This window comes from Xanthomonas sp. NCPPB 3442 (genome assembly GCF_056725145.1).
The window spans coordinates 1,138,361-1,157,522 of the sequence record NZ_CM161514.1; the positions used below are offsets into that span (position 1 = coordinate 1,138,361).

A 19,162-nucleotide genomic window follows, 5' to 3' on the forward strand; every position below is an offset into this window, starting at 1 on the left:
GCCACCGCTTGGCTTGTCTTGGCGCGCCAGCCAAGCCGGCGCCACGCAGCACCCGCTCCGTGCCGCTGACGGCCAACCCTCCGCTTCGCACTCACCTCAACGTACATGACACGCTCTAATGCAAGGCATCGGCGGCGGCCCTGTGCCAGACTTGGCGTATGGCTGATCTCACCATTCTCGTCGCCGACGACCACCCGCTGTTCCGCGCCGCCGTCATCCACGTGCTGCAGCAGACCCTGCCGCAGGCCAACGTGGTGGAAGCCTCCAGCGCTGCCACCCTGAGTGCCATGCTGCGTTCGCATCCGCAGGCCGAGCTGGTGCTGCTGGATCTGGCCATGCCCGGTGCACGCGGTTTTTCGGCGTTGTTGCACGTGCGTGGCGAACACCCGGACATTCCGGTGGTGGTGATCTCCTCCAACGATCATCCGCGTGTGATCCGGCGTGCGCAGCAGTTCGGCGCGGCCGGGTTCATTCCCAAATCCACGCCGGCCGAATCGATCGGCACCGCGGTGGCCAGCGTGCTGGAAGGCGGCACCTGGTTCCCGCCGATGACCGCCGAGCGTTCGGAGGCCGACGCACAACTGGCTTCCAAACTCGCCCAGCTCACGCCACAACAGTTCCGTGTGCTGCTGAGCCTGGCCGATGGCCTGCTCAACAAGCAGATCGCGCACGAACTGGGCCTGGCCGAGAACACCGTCAAGGTGCATGTCACCGCGATCCTGAAAAAGCTCGACTGCTACAGCCGCACCCAGGCCGCGGTGTTGGTCAAGGCGCTGGAGCCGGAAGGCGAGGGCTGAGCTAGCCTGCGCAACGGGTGGCCGCGCATTGCCGTCTGCAGCCCACATGACACATCCCGCAGAACGCATGCAGGCATTGCGCCTGCGCATCAAGAGCGGCTGGCAAAACGCAGCGAGCAGTCGTCAGGTGAGCATGGACTGCGTACTCAGACCCTCAGTGCACGCACAGCTACATGTGGCAGCGAGCACCAGCCGCATGGCGACTGCCGCAGTGTCTATTGGCTCTAGGCCGGCGGCTGCCGATAGAACACCATGCCGCCATGATGCAGCTCGTCGTCGGTGACGAAGCGGCCATCGGCGGTGAAGCCGGTGTCGTCCCAGTATTCGATGTGAGTGCCGGTGATTTCGTAACGGCCCTGGTAGGCGCTTTGGCGCGTGCCGCGGGCCTCGTCGTAGCGGCCGTTCGGCAGGAGTTCCTGCCGGATCCGTCCGTCGCCGGTGACCCACATGCCGAGATAGGGGTGTGCTTGCATCGGATGTCCTGGTTGCTGGGTCGCGATAGTGGTCGGCGCCTTAGGCGGTTGCGCAGCTGCCGCGAACGGGCAGGCGAGCGCCGAGCCGGCGCCCAGCGCCACCGCGATGGCGGCTTTCATCGGCCTGTCGCTCATGGGCTGGCCCTGCGTTGCATTTGGCTGCGACCGCGCTGCAGCACGGCGTCGTAGGCGGGCAGGTCCAGGAACGCGTTGACCTCGACCGCCTTGCCACCGGCCATCCGCATGATCCATGCGTAGCGATTGCGATAGCTGCCGCCATCGCGCAGCGTGGCCACGCCTTCCCACTGCACGATGACGTGCTCGCCATCGGCCCAGATGCGTTGCTGCACGGGCCGCAGTGGCGAGGCCAGGCGCTCGCTCAGCGGACGCACCGCGGCGTCGACCAACACCTCGCGACCACGCAAGGTGCCGGCGCTCGGACCGGAGCCTTCGATGGTCCACACCACCTCGGGCGACAGCAGCGTCTCGAAGATACCGCTGCCCCCGTTTCGCCACTGCGCAAAGGCCGCTTCGACGATGCGCTTGTTGCAGATGGGCACGAGTTGCTCTGCGCAGGTGTCTGTGGATGCAGCATCCTTGGATGTGGCGCCGGCATTGCCTGCGAACGCTGCGGCGACAAGCAGCGCTGCTGACGTGATGGTTGGGAGTCTGGTCATGGCTGCTCCGTGGTGGTTAGGTGCGCAGCTGCACGTGATGGGTGCCGTAGATCAACTGCTGCGCCATCGGCCTGCCGATGAAGCGTTCGGGAAAGATCGGCGGCACTGCGCTGACCGCGTCCAGGCGCGCGACATGCGCGTCGCTGAGCACGATCTCCAGCGCGCCGAAGTTGTCTTCGGCCTGCTGCAAGGTGCGTGCGCCCATCACCGGCGACACGACGGCCGGGTTGCGCAAGGTCCAGGCCAGCGCCACCTGCGAGCGCGATGCGCCCAGTTCATCGGCGACCGCACCGACCACATCGGCGATCTCCAGCGCGCGTGCATTGAGATGCCCGGTCGAGGCGATCACGCCCTTGCGGCTGCTCGACACCTCTGCCGCATTGTCGTCGGTCAGATCGGCGCGGCTGTATTTGCCGGTGAGGATGCCACCGCCCAGCGGCGACCACGGCAACACGCCCAGGCCGAGTTCGCGCGCCATCGGCAGCAGCTCGTGTTCGACGCTGCGTTCGACCAGGCTGTACTCGATCTGCAGCGCCACCAACGGCGACCAGCCGCGCAGGTCGGCCAGGGTCTGCAATTGCGCCACGCGCCAGGCCGGGGTATTGCAGATGCCCAGATAAAGCACCTTGCCCGATTGCACCAGATGCTCCAGCCCGCGCATCACTTCGTCCGGTGCGGTGGTGAAGTCCCAAGCATGCAGGTACAGCAGATCGATCCGGTCGGTGGCAAGTTGGCGCAGGCTGGTTTCAACCGAGCGAATCAGGTTCAGGCGATGATTGCCGCCGGAATTGATGTTGTCCGCATCGCGCGCCATGGTGAATTTGGTGGCCAGCACGAAGCGTTCGCGTCGGTCCTTGATCAACTCGCCGAGGATGCGTTCGGAGCCGCCGTTGGTGTAGTTCACTGCGGTGTCGATGAAGTTGCCGCCGCGGTCGGCATAGGCGTCGAAGATGCGTTTGGCTTCGCCTGCATCTGCGCCCCAGCCCCAGGCTTCGCCGAAGGTCATGGTGCCCAGCGACAGGGGCGAGACGCGCAGGCCGGAGCGGCCGAGCAGGCGGTAGTGGTCCAGTGAGCGTGGCTGATGCATGCGTGATGTCTCCCGGTAGCGACGTGGTGCGTGTTGCCAGCCACTGTGCCGCGGCGCGGGGGGCGAGCGTGAGCCTGGTTATCCGGCATCCTTGCCTGATCGTCCGAATGGCCGCGGCTAGTCATGGCTGTTCCCCTGCCGATGCATGCACTGCGCCCGAATGCAGCGGCTCTCTTGGCGTCAGACGCAGCACCGCAGGCAAGCGTCTATGCTATGGCGACCGCCATCGAACACTGAAGCCGCGGCACCGTGACCATCAAATTCGACCTCAACGATCTGCAGGCATTCCGTGCGGTTGCCGAAAACGGCAGCTTTCGCCGCGCTGCCGAACGCATCCGCATCACGCAACCGGCACTCAGCCGCAGGATCGACAAGCTCGAGTCGGCGTTGAACGTCAAACTGTTCGAGCGCACCACACGCAAGGTCACGCTCACCACCGTCGGCCAGGCGTTCATGCCGCAGGTCGAGCGCATGCTCGACGATCTGGACATGGCGCTGATGAGCATCGGCGATGCAGGGTCCAGCAGGATGGGCACGGTGACCGTGGCCTGCGTGCCGTCTGCGGCGTACTACTTCATGCCGCAGGCGATCCACGGGCTGCATCAGTTGTTTCCCAAGATCCGCATCCGGCTGTTCGACGGCAGCGCCAGTCATGTCAGTGCGGCAGTGGCCTCCGGCGAAGCGGATTTCGGGGTCAGCTTCAGCGGCAACCTGGCGCCGGAGGTGGAGTTCGAACCGTTGTTGCAGGAGCGCTATGTGATTGCCTGCCGCCAGGACCATCCGCTGTCCGGGCGCGCACAGGTCAGCTGGCAGGAGGCCTACGGTTACGACTACATCACGCTGGACAAGACATCGGGCAACCGGCTGGTGCTGGATCGGGCGCTGGCTGCATTCACGCCGGACAAGCCGAGCATCTGCGAGACCCGGCATGTCACCACGTTGCTGGGGTTGGTGGAGGCCGGCGTCGGTATTGCCGCCGTGCCGTCGATTGCCATGCCGTCCGGCCCGCATCCGGTGCTGGCGGCGGTGCCGCTGGTCGAACCGGAGGTGTCGCGCAACGTGGGGCTGCTGAAACGTCGCGGACGCACGCTGACACCGACCGCGCTGGAACTGGCGGAACTGGTGCGACGGATGCCCGCACGTTCAGGGTGACACCGGGTCCAGGCCGGTCGCGCGCGCCACCGCCTGCGCATTACCCGACTGCAGGTACGCAAGCAGGCGCTTGGCCGCCTCGGGATGCTCCGCGTTGACCGGAACGCCCGCCGCATAGCGCGTGATCGACTGCAGCGGTTCGGGGATCTTGCCGACAAACTCCACGCCTGCCACCGGAAGCAGCTCGGCCACCTGTTGAAAGCCGAGCTGATAGCTGCCATCGGCCACCACCGTGCCCACCGGGATGCGCGGAATCTTCTTGCTCTTGGCCATCATCGGGCCTTCGATCTGCAACTTTTTGAATAGCGTGGTTTCGATGTAGACGCCGCTGGCGCTGTCGGAATAGGCCACCGAATCGGCGTGCAGCAGCGTCTGTTTGAAGTGCTCGACGCTGTCGATCTTGGGTTTGGGTGCACCGCTGCGCACCACCATGCCGATCCTGGAATCGGCCAGTTCCACCCGCGATGCCGGGTCGACCACGCCGGCATCGATCAGCTTCTGCAGCGCGCTGCCGACCATGATCACCACATCGGCATGCTCACCGCGTGCAAGCCGGTTGGGAATGGCTTGTGGCGTTTCGCCCATCGAAGGACCGAGCAGGGTGGTGACCTTCACCCCGGTCTGCTTGGTGTATTGCGGCGCCAGGCGATCGAAGGCGGCCGTGAAACCGCCGGAGGTCATCACGGTCAACTCCTGTGCGCCCGCCGCTGTGGACAGCAAAACCGTTGCAATGATCGCAGCCAACCATTTTTTCCACCTGCTCCGCATCATTTCGTCGCTCCTGCCGCAGCATCCAGGCCGGTCGCCGTCGCTGGATTGCCTTGGCGGCGATACAGAAACAGCGTGGCCCCCAGCGCGCACGCCGACGCGAAGACCAGCCAATAGCCGGGCGCCGCCTTGTCGCCGGTGACATGGATCAGCCAGGTGGAGATCACCGGCGTAAAACCGCCAAACACCGCGGTTGCCAGGCTGTAGGCGAGCGAGAATCCCGCAACCCGCACATGCGCCGGCATCCGTTCGGTGAGCGCCGGGATCATGGCGCCGTTGTAGAGGCCATAGATGAAGGACAGCCACAGCAGCGCCTGCAACATATGCGTAAAGCTCGGTGCGGCCGCAAGCAACGCGAGCACCGGATAGGCCGTCGCGATGCACACCACCGCCATGGTCACCAGCAGCGGCTTGCGGCCGAAGCGGTCGCTGAGCGCGCCGCCGATCGGCAGCCAGATGAAATTGGACACGCCCACCAGCAGCGTCACGATCAATGCATCGCCGGTGCTGAGTTTGAGCACGGTCTTGCCGAAGGTGGGTGCGTACACGGTGATCAGATAGAACGCGGTCGTCGTCAGCGCGACCATCAAGCCGCCGGCAATCACGATGCCGGCATTGTTCGCCAGCCCACGCATCACCTGCTTCATCGTGACCGGCTGCCGGCGCTGCGCAAATTCGGCAGTCTCTTCCAGGCTTCGCCGCAGCAAGAAGATGAAAGGGATGATGACGCAACCGATGCCGAACGGAATCCGCCAGCCCCATTGCGCCAGATCCTGCGGCGCCATCAGCTGGTTGAGCGCAAACCCGATCGCGGCCGCCGCGACGATGGCAAGCTGCTGGCTGGCCGATTGCCAACTGGCATAGAAGCCGCGCCGGCCCGGTGTCGCCATCTCGGCCAGATACACCGACACGCCGCCCATTTCCGCGCCGGCCGAAAAGCCCTGCAGCAAGCGCCCGAGCAGCACCAGGGCCGGGGCCCACAAGCCGATGCTGGCGTAGCCTGGCACCAGCACGATCAGCACGGTACCGCTGGCCATGATCGCCAAGGTGACGATCAGGCCTTTGCGGCGCCCGACATCGTCGATGTAGGCACCCAGGATCACCGCACCCAGCGGCCGCATCAGAAAGCCCGCACCAAACACGGCGAAGGTCATCATCAGGGACGCGAATTCGTTGCTCGCCGGGAAGAAGGCCGCGGCGATCTGCGTTGCGTAAAAGCCGAACAGGAAGAAGTCGAACTGCTCGAGGAAGTTGCCCGAGGTCACCCTCAGCACCATCCCGAGTTTGGACTGTTGCGTTGCCTCACCGCTGGAACTGTGCATAAATCGCCCTCCACGATAGGTATGCATGGACGTCTGACACCTGAGGCACTCGATTCTGGTCCAGATGGTCGATGTTGATAATTGCTGCTTTCTCATCGATTGATGCGCGTTGAACATCGGCCCGCGCGGCTGCAGTGCGCGACGCGCAGTACCCTCGCCACGATGCGCATGCCGCATTCGCCAGCGGCCGCTGGCGTTGCCGCCTGACCTGAAGGTCGATCCGTCCATGCCGTCGCCGCAGGTGCGCTGGCGGCCTGCCGATGTGCCGATTAGATTGGTGCGTGCGCTGCCGGTCTTGGGCGCGTGAGAGCAAGCAGGCAGCGCTGGCAGCGCGCTACCCGCGCCGCATCAACATCTGCGTCACCAGCGCACGCAAGGCAGGCGGACGGACCGGTTTGGACAAAAATCCCCAACCCAGATCCAGCGCATGCTCGCGCAGGACAGGGTCGGGTTCTGCGGTGACCAGGATCACCCGTGGCTCGCGTTGCCAGCGTTCCACCAACTGCGACAGCAGCATGGGGCCGTGGTGTGCGCCCATGCGCGCATCCAGCAGCAGCAGTTCCGGCACCTCCTCGGCATTGGCAGCGCTCAATGCCTCATCCGGGCCGCCGGCGAAATCCACGCGGCATTCCCAGCGTTCCAGCAGCGTGCGGGTGGCTTCGCACACCAATGGCTCATCGTCCACGCACCATACCCGGCAGCCGTGCAGGATGGGGTCGTTGCCGTGTTCGGCAGTGCTGGCCGCCGCTGGCAGTTGCCGAGCGATGGCGGTGCGATCGCCCAGCGGGACAGTCACCGAAAACACGCTGCCGGCGCCCAGGGTGGAACGCAGCCCGATGCGATGTCCGAGCAGACGGCCGATGCGCTCGACGATGGCCAGGCCCAGGCCTGCGCCGCGATCGTTGGCCACGCCGTCGTCCAGGCGGCGGAATTCTTCGAAGATTTCGTGTTGCAAGGCGTCGGGGATGCCGGGGCCCTGGTCGTGCACTTCGATACGCAGCCAGCCGCCACGGCGACGGCAGCCGATCAGCACGCGCCCGCGCGGCGTGTAGCGGATGGCGTTGGACAGAAAGTTCTGCAGGATGCGGCGCAGCAGGTTTTCATCGCTCAATACCACCGCCGAGGTCGGCACCGATTCCAGCACCAACCCGCGGTCTTCGGCCAGGATGCCGAAGTCGCGCGCCAGGGTGTCCAGCAAGGGCGCAAGCGCAAAGTCGCGCACCTGGGTCTTCAGGCTGCCCGCTTCCAGGCGCGAGATGTCGAGCAGGCTGTTGAGGATGGCGTCCTGCGCAGCCAGCGCACCGTCGATGTTGTCGACCACGCGTGCGCTGCCAGCCTCGCGCACTTGCCCGCGCAGCACCGAGACGAACATGCGCGCGGCGTTGAGGGGCTGCAGCAGGTCGTGCACCGCCGAGGCGACGAAGCGGGTCTTGTAGCGGTTGGCGCTTTCGGCTTCGCGCTTGGCCGCCGCCAGGTCGCGGGTGCGCTCGGCCACGCGGTGTTCCAGCGCGTCGGCCAGCGAACGCAGTTCGCGTGCGGCGTTCTTGTAGCTGGTGATGTCGGCGTAACTGGTGACAAAGCCGCCATCGGGCAGCGGATTGCCGCGGATTTCCAGCACGGTGCCGTCTTCTTTTTCGCTCTCGCGCATATGCGGCTTGCCGCTGCGCAAATGATTCAGGCGCCGCTCGATCGCCGCCTCGATCGGCCCCGGCCCCAGCAGGCCGCGGCGTGCATTGAAGCGGAACAGGTCTTCGATCGGTCGGCCGATCTTGAGCAGTTCCGGCGGGAACCGGAATAGCTCCACATAGCGCGAATTCCACGCCACCAGGTTGAGCGCCTCGTCGATCACCACCACGCCTTGCGGCAGATGTTCCAGGCTGCGGCTCAGGCCGGCATTGGCCTGCTGCGCGGCGGTCACCACGCCGTCCTGGGCCGTGCGCAGTTCTTCGGCGTGTTGCTGCAGCAAGGTTTCCAGTTCGTGCCGGCTGCGCTGGCGTAGCGCCGACAGCCGCCGCCGTTGCTGCACGAACAACCACAGCAGTGCCAAGGCCAGCCACGCGCCGGCGGCGGCAATCGCCGCGGCGCGGCCGGCAGCGGCGCTGGCGCGGGTGTCGTGCAGCAGATGCAGGCGCCAGCCGCTTTCGGGCACTTCCAGGGTCTGCCACAGCACCTGCGCACCGAGCGGCGGGTCGCGCACGTCGGCCAGCACGCCGCCGTACCCGGTCTGCTCGATCAACCGGCGCCGCAGCGGCAGCAATTCCTGGTCGGCGTACTGGCGGGTGCTCTGCAGTTCGCGGCGATCGCGGTCGCTGAGCGGGGCCAGCACGCGGTAGCGCCACTCCGGCTGGCTGGCCAGAAACACCACATCGTGCGCGTCCGACGCCAGCACGATATCCGGGGTCTGCAGCCACTCGCGCTCCAGCGCAGCCAGCGCGATCTTGATCACCGCCACGCCCTGCACCCGGCCGGCGCCATCGACAATGGCCTGCGACAGGAAATAGCCTGGCTCGCTGGTGGTCATGCCGATGCCGTAGAAGCTGCCGCTGCCGGTGGCCAGCGCCTGCTGGTAATACGGACGGAAGGCGTAATCCACGCCCACGTTGCTCCGTGGCGCCCGCCAGTTGCTGGCGGCCAGTGCCACGCCGTCATGGTTGATCAAGGTCAGCGTGGACGACTGCGTGACATTGTTGGCGCGTTCGAGCTTGCGGTTGAGCGCATCCACCTGTGCCGGCGACAGCGTGCCGGACACGGCCGCGCGCAACTCCGGGTCCAGCGCCAGAATCTGCGGCAACGTGCGATAGCGGTCCACGCGCTGCTGCAGCGCCTGCGCGTAGAGCCGCAGCTGGCGGCGCACGGTGGCGCTTTCATCGTGCAGCGCGCTCTGTTCGACGAAGTGCCCGGCCGCCACCATGGCCACCACCATCCCGCCCAGCACGATGGACAAGGTGAGCAGCAGGCGACGGCGTTGCGATGCGTACATGGGCGCAAGTATGCGGTCTGCTGCCGGATCGCGTAGCCATCAGCGCGTAACGGCCAACAAGAAACGGTTGCGCTCACCTCCAGACAGACGCAGCCGGCGCTCGGTGCCGCATGTGCCACGCGTCGACGACGGTTCCGGGCGCTCGGCCCGCAGTTGCCTGGCCGCTGCTCGCGATCTGTGTCAGCCGCTCATCGCACGCTGAGCAAGCGCCGAATACGACAACGGCCGCACCCGGGATGGATGCGGCCGTGTCGAATGCCTGTGGCGGTGCGATGCCGGCGGCGCGTCAGCGAACCGGCGCGCGGCCATGACTGCTTTTGCTCAGTGCAGCTTAGAACTGCACCTGCGCACGCAGTTCCATCACGTGCGGGGTTTCATGCACGCCATTGCGCGAGGAATCCACCCAGCTGTAGTTGGCCTGGAACTTGAAGTGGCTGGTGAGGTACCAGTTGGCGCCGATGGTGGTGTCGTGCTGACGGCCGCCATGCACATTGTTGTCTTCCAGGTTCAGGCGGCTGTAGCGGGCGGTCAGCTCGACCGCGCCGTAGTCGTGCGACGGCTTGATGTTGCCCGGCACGCCGCCGGCATAGCTGCGCGATTCGCCGGTCAGCGTCCAGGTGCCGTAGACGTACTGGCCCTGGGCGATGAAGTGCGGCTGGTTCGCGTTGCGCGCCACTTCGGCACGCAGGGCTTCGCTCTGCAGCGAGAACGGGCCATGGATCCAGACCGCTTCCAGGCCGGTGCGGATCACATGGTCCACATCGAGGATGGTGCCGGTATCGATCAGGCGCACATCGGTCAGGCCGGCTTCCGGGCGCGCACGCAGGCGCACACGCGGGCTGAACGACACGCCGCGGCCGTCGCTGTAACCGCGCGGGTTTTCGATCGAGCCGGCGATGCCCAGGTGCAGCACGTCGCCTTCGGCCTTCATCGGGGTCCATGCCGCGTGCACGGCCTGGGTGGTGCCCGGGTTGTCGCCCTGCAGATCCTTGCCGCCGTACGCGCCGGCCTGCAGCAGGTACTGCTGACGTTCCAGCGTCCATTCCGCGCCGGTACGGCGCCCCTGGAACACCGCCTGGATCGGCAGGCCCAGTTCCATGAAGCTGCCCGCACGCGAGCTCTGCACCGCTTCCAGGCCCACCGGCACCTTCATGTAGCCCAGGCGCACGCGGCCGTAATCCTGGCCGAACAGGGCCTTGGTCTCGAACCGGTAGAACACGTCCAGCCACAGCTTGGACTCGAAGTCGTAGTACACCATGGCGTCGTAGACGCCCTTCTTCTTGATGGTGGCGCCGAATTCCTTGCGGCGGAAGTCGTTGCGGTCTTCCAGGCGGTCGTCGCCGGAGAAGTTGTTGTCGTCGTAGGCGTAGTTGCCGGTCAGGCCAAGCTCGGTGCCGTCACCGAAGGTGTACTTGGTCGGCCAGTTTTCGATCGAGGTGGCTGCATTGGCAGCGGCGGGGACGATGGCAGCAGCCAACGCCAGGACAAGCAGATTGAGGCGCATAGGTATGGTCTTCGGCAATGAAAAGGGGCCGGGCGTCCTGCCATGGCGGTCGCAATGAATGTCTTCAGCAAGCGCGCAGGGTCCGGACGACGGCAGCACAGAAACGGTGTCTGCGTTAAACGGAATTAACGGCCGGCGGCGGCGCGGCTGAAGTGTAAGCCCACGTTCAGCCGCTGGACACGGGGTAGTACCAATGGGCTATCGGCCGGGGCTGTGACGTGCGGCCAGAATGCGTGCAACGGGTGCCTGCTCGGCACCCTCTCTCGTCTCTCGGAGTGGTGTCATGCACATCAGCAAGCCTGCCGGCCCCCTGCCGGCGTCCGTCCCCTTCTATCGCCAACTGTATTTTCAGGTGGTGGTGGCGATCGTTCTCGGTGCCCTGCTGGGCCATTTCGAGCCCGCCTTCGCCGAAAGCCTCAAGCCGCTGGGCGACGCGTTCATCAAGCTGGTGAAGATGATCATCGCCCCGGTGATCTTTCTGACCATCGTCACCGGCATCGCCGGCATGACCCATCTCAAGACGGTGGGCCGGGTGTTCGGCAAGGCGATGGCCTACTTCCTGTTCTTTTCCACCTTGGCCCTGGTGGTCGGTTTGGTGGTCGCTCATGTGGTGCAGCCCGGCGCCGGCATGAACATCAATCCGGCCGATCTGGACCAGAGTGCGGTCAAGAGCTACGTCGAGAAGTCGCATGACCTGACCCTGGTCGGCTTCCTGATGGACATCATCCCCAACTCGCTGATCGGCGCGTTCACCGGCGATCAGGTCGTCAACGGCAAGCTGACCGGGCCGAACATCCTGCAGGTGCTGTTCGTGGCGGTGCTGTTCGGCGTGTCGCTGGCGCTGGTGGGCGAGCGCGGCAAGCCGGTGCTGAACCTGCTGGAAGCGCTGATCGCCCCGGTGTTCAAGCTGGTACACATCCTGATGCGTGCCGCCCCGATCGGTGCCTTCGGCGCCATCGCCTTCACCATCGGCAAGTACGGCGTGGAGTCGCTGGTCAACCTGGCCTGGCTGGTGGGTTCGTTTTATCTGACATCCCTGCTGTTCGTGCTGGTGATCCTGGGGCTGGTGAGCCGGCTGTGCGGGTTTTCGGTCCTCAAGCTGATCCGCTACCTGAAGGCCGAGCTGCTGCTGGTGCTGGGCACGTCCTCGTCGGAGTCGGCGTTGCCGTCGCTGATGGAGAAGATGGAAAAGGCCGGCTGCGAGAAGTCGGTGGTGGGCCTGGTGGTGCCAACCGGGTACTCGTTCAATCTGGACGGCACCAACATCTACATGACGCTGGCGGCGCTGTTCATCGCCCAGGCCACCAATACCGAACTGACCCTGGGCCACCAGATCGCACTGCTGGCCGTGGCGATGCTCAGCTCCAAGGGAGCGGCCGGCGTCACCGGTGCCGGCTTCATCACCCTGGCCGCCACGCTGGCCGTGGTGCCTGAAGTGCCGGTGGCCGGCATGGCGCTGATTCTGGGCGTGGACCGTTTCATGAGCGAATGCCGCTCGCTGACCAACTTCATCGGCAACGCGGTGGCCACCGTGGTGGTCTCGCGCTGGGAAAACGCCCTGGACCGCGACCGGCTCAAGCTGGTGCTGGACGGCGGCGAACCGCCGCTGCTGGCCCCGGTCGGCCAACCCGGCGTGGCACCTGCCAGCCTGCGTTGATGCTTCCTACGGCCCTGTCTTCCGTCGGTGTTAGCGACGGGATGCAGGGCCGTTCTTGTTTGGCTTCCACGCCGGCTGCGCCGCCCACCACGCCGCATCCGTGATTTCCCTGCCGCGCTGACAGCTGCGCGACAGGCCCTTGTTCAGGCAGGAGGGTAGAATTCAGCTTCCTGCGCCTTCGAGAACCACACCACCGATGTCCACCGACGACTTCAAACAGGCCGCCCTCGACTACCACCGCCAGCAGCCGGCCGGCAAGATCAAGGTCACCGCGACCAAGCCGATGCTGACCCAGCGCGATCTGTCGCTAGCGTATTCGCCGGGCGTGGCGTTCGCCTGCGAGGCCATCGTCGAAGATGCCACCCAGGCCAGCGAGCTTACTGCGCGCGGCAATTTGGTGGCGGTCATCACCAACGGCACGGCGGTGCTGGGCCTGGGCAACATCGGCCCGCTGGCCTCCAAGCCGGTGATGGAAGGCAAGGGCGTGCTGTTTCAGAAGTTCGCCGGCATCGACGTGTTCGATATCGAAATCAACGAGAACGACCCGGACAAGCTGGTGGACATCATCGCCAGCCTGGAGCCGACCTTCGGCGGCATCAACCTGGAAGACATCAAGGCGCCGGAATGCTTCATCGTCGAGCGCAAGCTGCGCGAGCGCATGAACATCCCGGTGTTCCATGACGACCAGCATGGCACTGCGATCATCGTTGGCGCCGCCGTGCTCAACGCGCTGGTGGTCACCGGCAAGAAGATCGAAGAGGTCAAGCTGGCCACCACCGGCATGGGCGCGGCCGGCATTTCCTGCGTGAACATGCTGGTGTCGCTGGGCCTGAAGCCGGAGAACATCCTGGCGCTGGACCGCGATGGCGTGATCCACACCGGCCGCACCGATCTGGACCCGGACAAGCAGCGCTACGCCCGCGATACCGACAAGCGCACCCTGGCCGAAATCGTCGAAGGCGCCGATATCTTCCTGGGCCTGTCGGCCGCCGGCATCCTCAAGCCGGAGATGGTCGCCAGCATGGCGCGCCAGCCGGTGATCTTCGCGCTGGCCAACCCCAATCCGGAAATCACCCCGGAAGTGGCCAAGGCGGTGCGCCCGGATTGCATCATCGGCACCGGTCGGTCGGACTATCCGAACCAGATCAACAACGTGCTGTGCTTCCCGTACCTGTTCCGCGGCGCGCTGGATGTGGGCGCCACCGGCATCAACGAGGAAATGAAGATCGCCTGCGTCAAGGCGATCGCGGCGATGGCGCGGCGCGAGGCCTCCGACCTGGGTGCGGCCTATGGCGGCGAGACCCCGAGCTTCGGCCCCGACTACCTGATTCCGCGTCCGCTGGACCCGCGCCTGCTGGTGGAACTGTCGTCTGCGGTTGCGCAGGCGGCCATGGATTCGGGCGTGGCCACGCGCCCGATCACCGACATGGAGGCCTACCGCGACAAGCTCGGCCAGTTCGTCTACCGCACCAGCCTGATGATGAAGCCGGTCTACGACCGCGCGCGCGCCGACAAGCAGCGCGTGGTGTATGCCGAAGGCGAAGAAGAAGTGGTGCTGCGTGCGGTGCAGAACGTGGTCGACGAGGGCCTGGCCTTCCCGATCCTGATCGGCCGCCCGGACGTGATCGAAGCACGCATCGAACGCATGGGCCTGCGCCTGACCGCCGGCGTGGATTTCGAGATCACCAACATCCTCGACGACCCCCGCTTCAACGATTACTGGCAGTACTACCACGCGCTGACCGAGCGTCGTGGCGTGACCGTCACCGCGGCCAAGGAGTTGATGCGCTCGCGCCCGACCCTGATCGCGGCAGTGATGGTGGCGCGCGGCGAAGCCGACGCGATGCTGTCCGGCGTGGTTGGCCGCTTCCACAAGAAGCTGGGCTACGCGCGCAGCGTGATCCCGCTGGAACCGCGGGTGAGCTCCACCTCGGCGATGACCGGCGTGATCAACCAGCTCGGCGTGTTCTTCTTCCTGGACACCCACGTGCAGGAAGACCCCACGGTGGAGCAGGTGGTGGAAGCCACATTGCAGGCCGCGTACCGCCTCAAGCTGTTCGGCATCGAGCCGAATATCGCGCTGCTGTCGCACTCCAACTTCGGCAGCCACGACTCGCGCGATGCGCTGAAGATGCGCCAGGTGCGCGAGGCACTGCTCAAGCGCAAGCCCGAGCTCAACATCGACGGCGAAATGCAGGGCGACACCGCCTGGGACGAGGCGCTACGCAAGCAGATCATGCCCAACAGCACCTTGAAGGGCCGCGCCAACCTGTTCGTGTTGCCGAACCTGGAAGCGGCCAACATCGCCTACAACCTGGTGCGCGTGTTCACCGATGGCGTGGCGATCGGCCCGATCCTGATGGGCATCTCCAAGCCGGTGCATATCCTCACCACCAGCGCCACCTCGCGCCGGGTGATGAACATGACCGCCATTGCAGCGGTGGATGCGCAGATCCGCAGGCAGCGCGATGCCGAAAAGGCGGCAGCCGACAAGGGCAGCGACTGACTCGAGATGTTCAGACTTGCCAGGTGTCCAAGACTTGGCCGAGTGCTGCTTGATTTGAAGCAGCAAGCGCTCGGCCGGCAAGACAACGGCCGATAAGTGTCTTCCTCGATAGGGTGCAAGGCGCCCAGGCACTTAGAGCGGCTAACAAAACGTAGCGCAGTAGTTTTGTTAGCTGCTCTTAGTCCCCAGTCTGCAGCAATAACCCACAAGCCCCTCTCCCCGCGGGAGAGGGGTTGGGGTCAGCGTACGGCCTACCCTTGGCAGCGACTCAGCGTCGACCATCCAAAACGTTGACGAGCGACGCAAACAGCAGGCGTCGCGGGTCGTCATCATCCCAGCGATCACGCCCAAAACCTCAGTCCTCAGCGCCCATCCGGCACCGCACCCAGTAACTCGATCTCCGCCACCTGTGCACGCGCAGGCGCGGTCCAATGCAGCCGATACTCCGCATACGAACCGGGCGTCGCGATCCGGAACGGGCGCGTTTGAAGTGGCCATTGAAAACGCTCCTCGCGGCGCGTATCGACGACGCGCCACGTGCCTCCTGCAGTGCGTGCTTCCAGTGTCCACGCGGCCGACGCAATCGCAGCGTCGCCGCTGGTCACGGTGTAAAGCATGGCCTCACCGCGATCAAGACCGCTCAACGTCAGCACCGTGGCGGGCGACACCGCGCTCGCGCTGCCCGCATCGTCGTCATGCAAAGCCGTCAGCGCGCGACCATCGGCCTGCGTCACGCGTGCGCTGGCACCCAGCAGGTCACGCAACGGGGCAGGGCGCTTGCCTGGCGCGGTCAACGACGGCGGCACATCCTCTGGTGCGCTGCCCCAGCGCGAGGGCGTGGGCCCCATCTCGAAGTCCAGCGTCGCACCCTTGGCGATCGCCGCATGCGGCAACCAGGTCTTGCGCCATGGCTTGCCGTTGAGCCTGAGCGATTGCACATACACATTTTCCGGCGAATTCTGCGGCGCATTGACCGTCAGCGTACCGCCGCCCGGCAAGCGCACGCGCGCCTGCTTGAACAGCGGCGAGCCGATCACATACTCCGGCGCTCCCATCCGCAACGGATACAACCCCAGCGCAGCGAACAGATACCACGCCGACATCTCGCCATTGTCTTCGTCGCCAGGGTAACCCTGGCCGATCTCGCTACCCAGGTACAGGCGCGCCAGGACTTCGCGCGTAATGCGCTGTGTCTTCCACGGTTGCCCTGCATACAAATACATCCATGGAATGTGGTGCGCAGTCTGGTTGCTGTGCGCGTACATGCCCATGCGCACATCGCGTGCTTCGGTCATCTCGTGAATGGTGTTGCCATACGAGCCTGCAAACTGCGCTTGGGCAGTCTCGGGCGTGGCGAAAAACATGTCCAGCTTGGCGGCCAGTGCCGCGCGGCCACCGTAGAGCGTAGCCAGGCCTTCGCCATCGTGTGGCGCGGTGAATGCAAACGTCCACCCGCTGGATTCGGTGTAATCGTTGCCCCACACGCGTGGATCGTACTGCGCCGCATCCACGCGCCACGTGCCGTCGGGTTTGCGCCCCTGGAAGAAGCCGACCGCCGGGTCGAACAGCGCCGCATACCCGGCTGCGCGGTGGCGAAAATACAGCGCTTCGGTCGCATAGCGCTCGCGCGCTGCGGCAGTGTTGGCCTGGATGGACAACGCCTCGGCCATGTTGGCAATGCCGAAGTCGTTGAGGGCGCCCTCCATCGACCACGACATGCCTTCATGCGTGTCGGTATCGGTATAGCCGCGGAAGGTCGAGCGCGCCATGCCCTTGCGCCCGACATGCCGGTCCGGCGCAACGACCGTGGCGTTCTTCAGTGCAGCGGCGTAGGCCTCGGCCGGGTCGAAGCCTTGCACGCCTTTTCGCCATGCATCAGCAAACGCCACATCCGAGCTGGTGCCCACCATCAGGTCTGCATAACCGGGCGACGACCAGCGCGCAATCCAGCCGCCCGCCCGCGATTGTTCGACAAACCCCTGCACCAGGGCGCCGGCATCATCGGGCGCAAATAGCGCATACGCAGGCCAGGCCGTGCGAAACGTATCCCACAGCCCGTTGTTGACGTACACCCGGCCATCGCGGATCGGTGCGAAGCTGCGCACCGCGCTGCCGTCGATAGTGTCGTCCGACCAGCTGTTCTGGCTGGCGTAGCGCCAATCCGGGGCAGTCGCAGTGCCCACGTTTTCATGCGCCGAGTTCGGATACAGGTACAACCGGTACAGGTTGGAATACAGCGTGGTTGCCTGGTCGGCAGTGGCATCGGGCACTTCGAAGCGCCCCAGCAATGCATCCCAGGCCTCCTGCGCGCGCGCGGCGACCTGCTCGAAGCTCGCGTCTGCGGCAATTTCCAGTTCTGCATTGTGTTTTGCCTGATCCACCGACATCAGCGAAGTGGCAATGCGCATCTGTACCTGTCGCGCGCTGCCGGCATCGAACTTGATCCATCCGGTCGGGCGGCCAGTGTCGAGCAGGCCGCTGCTGTGCCAGGGCCTGTCGAAGCTGGCATAGACGTACATGCGCGTTGCGCCCGTCGACAAACCGCTGCGCACATCGGTGTAACCGGACAGTGTCTGGGTCGCCGCATCCAGCTTTAGCCCGCCGCGCGCGTCCACGTTGTCGAACAGCAGGTTGGCATCGCCCCGCGCGGGGAAGCGAAAACGAAACAGCGCCGCGTGATCGGTCGGTGCGATCTCGGCGTGGATGCCGTTGTCCAGTTGCACGGCGTAGCGATAGGGGCGGGCCTGTTCGTCGTCATGTGAAAACCCCAGTGCACGCCTGCTGCGATCGGCATCCGGCACGCCGGCAGTGAGCGAGGGCATCACCTGAAACGTCTGCCGGTCGCCCATCCACGGGCTTGGTTGATGGCTCAGCGACAGCGCCTGCAGACGCGGGCGATTGTCTGCACCGTTGTGCTCGTTCCAGCGGTATAGCCAGGTCAGCGTTCCCGCATCGGTGACCGGCGTCCAGAAGTTGAAACCGTGCGGCACGGCCGTCGCAGGAAAATTATTGCCGCGCGAAAACGTGCCATTGGATTGCGTGCCGCGCGTGGTCAGCACCCGATCCGAGGGCCGCGCCGGCGTTGCCAGCGGCACCTCGGCAATGGCGATATCGTCGATCCACCCGGCAGCGCGCGCGCCCGCAGGCGGCGCCACGTCCAGTTCGATCGCACGCACACGCCGCCCACGCAGCCCGGGCACATCTCCCAACCGCACCTGCTTGCGCGCCCACTGTTGCGGGTACAGCGTCTTCGAATCGCCCTGCGCCTGCGCACCCAATGCCACGCCATGTTGATCGCGCGCTGCGCTGGCAGAGACATGTGTGCCGTCGTCCAGCAGCAGGTCCAGCGAGACATACGTGGATGCCACATGGTCGTTGCCGACACTTTCCGGCAAGACCATCCACGACAGCGTGGTCTGCGTCTGGATCAGCAGATCGGTGGTGAACAACGCGCGTCGCCCACCTGCGCCGTTGCTCGCGTAACGCAGCGCATGCGCCCCGCTGTAGCCGGCATTTGGCTTGGCGGCGTACGGCGCTGCCGGGCCGGCGCCGACGGCAACCTGCACGGCAGTGTCGGTCACCGGCATCGGTGAGGGGTCACCGTCCTCGAACGCGCTTGCGAAGTGCGTGGCGGCCATCGCCGGCAGCGCAGCGAGACAGAACAGGGCAATGGCGATGGTGCGCGGCAGACCACGCTTATGCAGCAGGACAACAGGCAAGGTCACGGGGCAGTGTCTCCTTGGGGCACGTAACGGCACGTGCGCTGGGCCGATGTTGCGCCCGGTATGGTTCACGTCGCCGGTTGGATAGACGCCGGCTCCGGATGATAGGCGGCATGCGCGGTGCGGTGTCGTTGCGCTGTCGCGCCGCCGATTGGGGGCTGCTGCAGAATCGCCGATTCCATAGCGGCCTCGGCGATTGGATTGGCAACTCTTGCAACTCACCCCCGCGCGGGCCTGTACCGCCCGGTCGATGGGCCGATCACCACGCGGGCTGCTAGAATCCGCGCTCTGCCTTTGCCTTCCGATCGCACCGCCATGAGCCAGACCGCCACCGCGCCCGCCAATGCCGAAAAGCGTTACACCGTGCACCGCGGCGACCTGCCGCTGAGCTGCCCGACGCCGCAGATGGCGCTGTGGAACTCGCATCCGCGCGTGTACCTGCCGATCGAAGACGAGCCCAACGGCGAAGCCAAGTGCCCGTATTGCGGCGCGCTGTTCGTGCTCGCCGACTGATACT

The 19,162-nt window shown here is 65.6% G+C and carries 13 protein-coding genes; 5 read left to right on the plus strand and 8 right to left on the minus strand.

Going from position 1 to position 19,162, the window contains the following annotated elements:
* Window positions 1-158: 158 nt before the first annotated feature.
* Window positions 159-797, plus strand: a complete 639-nt coding sequence (locus AC1POX_RS05050) for a response regulator (RefSeq protein ID WP_003483405.1) — start codon at window positions 159-161, stop codon at window positions 795-797.
* Window positions 798-1,021: 224 nt separating this feature from the next.
* Here the strand turns inward: AC1POX_RS05050 and AC1POX_RS05055 are convergent, their stop codons facing one another.
* From AC1POX_RS05055 to AC1POX_RS05065, 3 genes are read right to left on the minus strand one after another with little or no spacing between them, the layout of a single operon-like run.
* Window positions 1,022-1,390 (minus strand): Atu4866 domain-containing protein, encoded by a 369-nt coding sequence (locus AC1POX_RS05055; RefSeq protein WP_039419067.1) that lies wholly within the window; start codon window positions 1,388-1,390, stop codon window positions 1,022-1,024.
* 11 nt (window positions 1,391-1,401) lie between these two features.
* Complete coding sequence (locus tag AC1POX_RS05060; protein WP_014091015.1) at window positions 1,402-1,947, minus strand: nuclear transport factor 2 family protein; 546 nt, start codon at window positions 1,945-1,947, stop codon at window positions 1,402-1,404.
* Between the two features lie 16 nt (window positions 1,948-1,963).
* On the minus strand, window positions 1,964-3,034 hold the full coding sequence (locus AC1POX_RS05065) for an aldo/keto reductase (RefSeq protein WP_011348537.1): 1,071 nt from the start codon (window positions 3,032-3,034) through the stop codon (window positions 1,964-1,966).
* A gap of 249 nt (window positions 3,035-3,283) precedes the next feature.
* Here AC1POX_RS05065 and AC1POX_RS05070 point away from each other — a divergent pair, with 249 nt between their 5' ends.
* Window positions 3,284-4,186 carry a LysR family transcriptional regulator gene (locus tag AC1POX_RS05070; RefSeq protein ID WP_005912048.1) on the plus strand — a complete coding sequence of 301 codons (903 nt, stop codon included), beginning with the start codon at window positions 3,284-3,286 and terminating at the stop codon, window positions 4,184-4,186.
* Here AC1POX_RS05070 and AC1POX_RS05075 read toward each other — a convergent pair.
* The 4 genes from AC1POX_RS05075 to AC1POX_RS05090 form a co-directional block, all read right to left on the minus strand.
* Window positions 4,178-4,957, minus strand: coding sequence for a substrate-binding domain-containing protein (locus AC1POX_RS05075; RefSeq protein ID WP_277574747.1), 780 nt, complete (start codon window positions 4,955-4,957; stop codon window positions 4,178-4,180). The genes AC1POX_RS05070 and AC1POX_RS05075 overlap by 9 nt on opposite strands.
* Entirely contained in the window at window positions 4,954-6,303 is a 1,350-nt protein-coding gene (gene tcuC, locus AC1POX_RS05080; RefSeq protein WP_014091012.1) for an MFS transporter, read from the minus strand. The genes AC1POX_RS05075 and tcuC overlap by 4 nt, the downstream gene beginning before the upstream one ends.
* A 307-nt stretch (window positions 6,304-6,610) precedes the next feature.
* The gene (locus AC1POX_RS05085; RefSeq protein WP_372356819.1) at window positions 6,611-9,256 is read right to left on the minus strand and encodes a hybrid sensor histidine kinase/response regulator; all 2,646 of its coding nucleotides are present in this window, start codon (window positions 9,254-9,256) and stop codon (window positions 6,611-6,613) included.
* Between the two features lie 331 nt (window positions 9,257-9,587).
* The gene (locus AC1POX_RS05090; protein ID WP_008573669.1) at window positions 9,588-10,760 is read right to left on the minus strand and encodes an OprO/OprP family phosphate-selective porin; all 1,173 of its coding nucleotides are present in this window, start codon (window positions 10,758-10,760) and stop codon (window positions 9,588-9,590) included.
* 283 nt (window positions 10,761-11,043) lie between these two features.
* Here AC1POX_RS05090 and AC1POX_RS05095 point away from each other — a divergent pair, with 283 nt between their 5' ends.
* Entirely contained in the window at window positions 11,044-12,417 is a 1,374-nt protein-coding gene (locus AC1POX_RS05095) for a dicarboxylate/amino acid:cation symporter (RefSeq protein ID WP_003483384.1), read from the plus strand.
* Between the two features lie 196 nt (window positions 12,418-12,613).
* The gene (locus AC1POX_RS05100; protein ID WP_011348533.1) at window positions 12,614-14,923 is read left to right on the plus strand and encodes an NADP-dependent malic enzyme; all 2,310 of its coding nucleotides are present in this window, start codon (window positions 12,614-12,616) and stop codon (window positions 14,921-14,923) included.
* Window positions 14,924-15,285: 362 nt separating this feature from the next.
* On the opposite strand, the gene AC1POX_RS05105 is transcribed toward AC1POX_RS05100, so the two are convergent.
* The gene (locus AC1POX_RS05105) at window positions 15,286-18,648 is read right to left on the minus strand and encodes a GH92 family glycosyl hydrolase (RefSeq protein WP_277574745.1); all 3,363 of its coding nucleotides are present in this window, start codon (window positions 18,646-18,648) and stop codon (window positions 15,286-15,288) included.
* Between the two features lie 312 nt (window positions 18,649-18,960).
* Between AC1POX_RS05105 and AC1POX_RS05110 the strand changes: the two genes are divergently transcribed.
* Complete coding sequence (locus AC1POX_RS05110) at window positions 18,961-19,158, plus strand: zinc-finger domain-containing protein (RefSeq protein WP_008573675.1); 198 nt, start codon at window positions 18,961-18,963, stop codon at window positions 19,156-19,158.
* The last annotated feature ends 4 nt before the right edge of the window (window positions 19,159-19,162 follow it).

What these genes read in the sequence shown, in the direction of transcription:
- AC1POX_RS05050 (WP_003483405.1), top strand. Translation starts at nt 159, where the DNA reads ATGGCTGATCTCACCATTCTCGTCGCCGACGACCACCCGCTGTTCCGC.
- AC1POX_RS05055 (WP_039419067.1), bottom strand. Translation starts at nt 1,390, where the DNA reads ATGAAAGCCGCCATCGCGGTGGCGCTGGGCGCCGGCTCGGCGCTCGCC.
- AC1POX_RS05060 (WP_014091015.1), bottom strand. Translation starts at nt 1,947, where the DNA reads ATGACCAGACTCCCAACCATCACGTCAGCAGCGCTGCTTGTCGCCGCA.
- AC1POX_RS05065 (WP_011348537.1), bottom strand. Translation starts at nt 3,034, where the DNA reads ATGCATCAGCCACGCTCACTGGACCACTACCGCCTGCTCGGCCGCTCC.
- AC1POX_RS05075 (WP_277574747.1), bottom strand. Translation starts at nt 4,957, where the DNA reads ATGATGCGGAGCAGGTGGAAAAAATGGTTGGCTGCGATCATTGCAACG.
- tcuC (WP_014091012.1), bottom strand. Translation starts at nt 6,303, where the DNA reads ATGCATACCTATCGTGGAGGGCGATTTATGCACAGTTCCAGCGGTGAG.
- AC1POX_RS05085 (WP_372356819.1), bottom strand. Translation starts at nt 9,256, where the DNA reads ATGTACGCATCGCAACGCCGTCGCCTGCTGCTCACCTTGTCCATCGTG.
- AC1POX_RS05090 (WP_008573669.1), bottom strand. Translation starts at nt 10,760, where the DNA reads ATGCGCCTCAATCTGCTTGTCCTGGCGTTGGCTGCTGCCATCGTCCCC.
- AC1POX_RS05095 (WP_003483384.1), top strand. Translation starts at nt 11,044, where the DNA reads ATGCACATCAGCAAGCCTGCCGGCCCCCTGCCGGCGTCCGTCCCCTTC.
- AC1POX_RS05100 (WP_011348533.1), top strand. Translation starts at nt 12,614, where the DNA reads ATGTCCACCGACGACTTCAAACAGGCCGCCCTCGACTACCACCGCCAG.
- AC1POX_RS05110 (WP_008573675.1), top strand. Translation starts at nt 18,961, where the DNA reads ATGAGCCAGACCGCCACCGCGCCCGCCAATGCCGAAAAGCGTTACACC.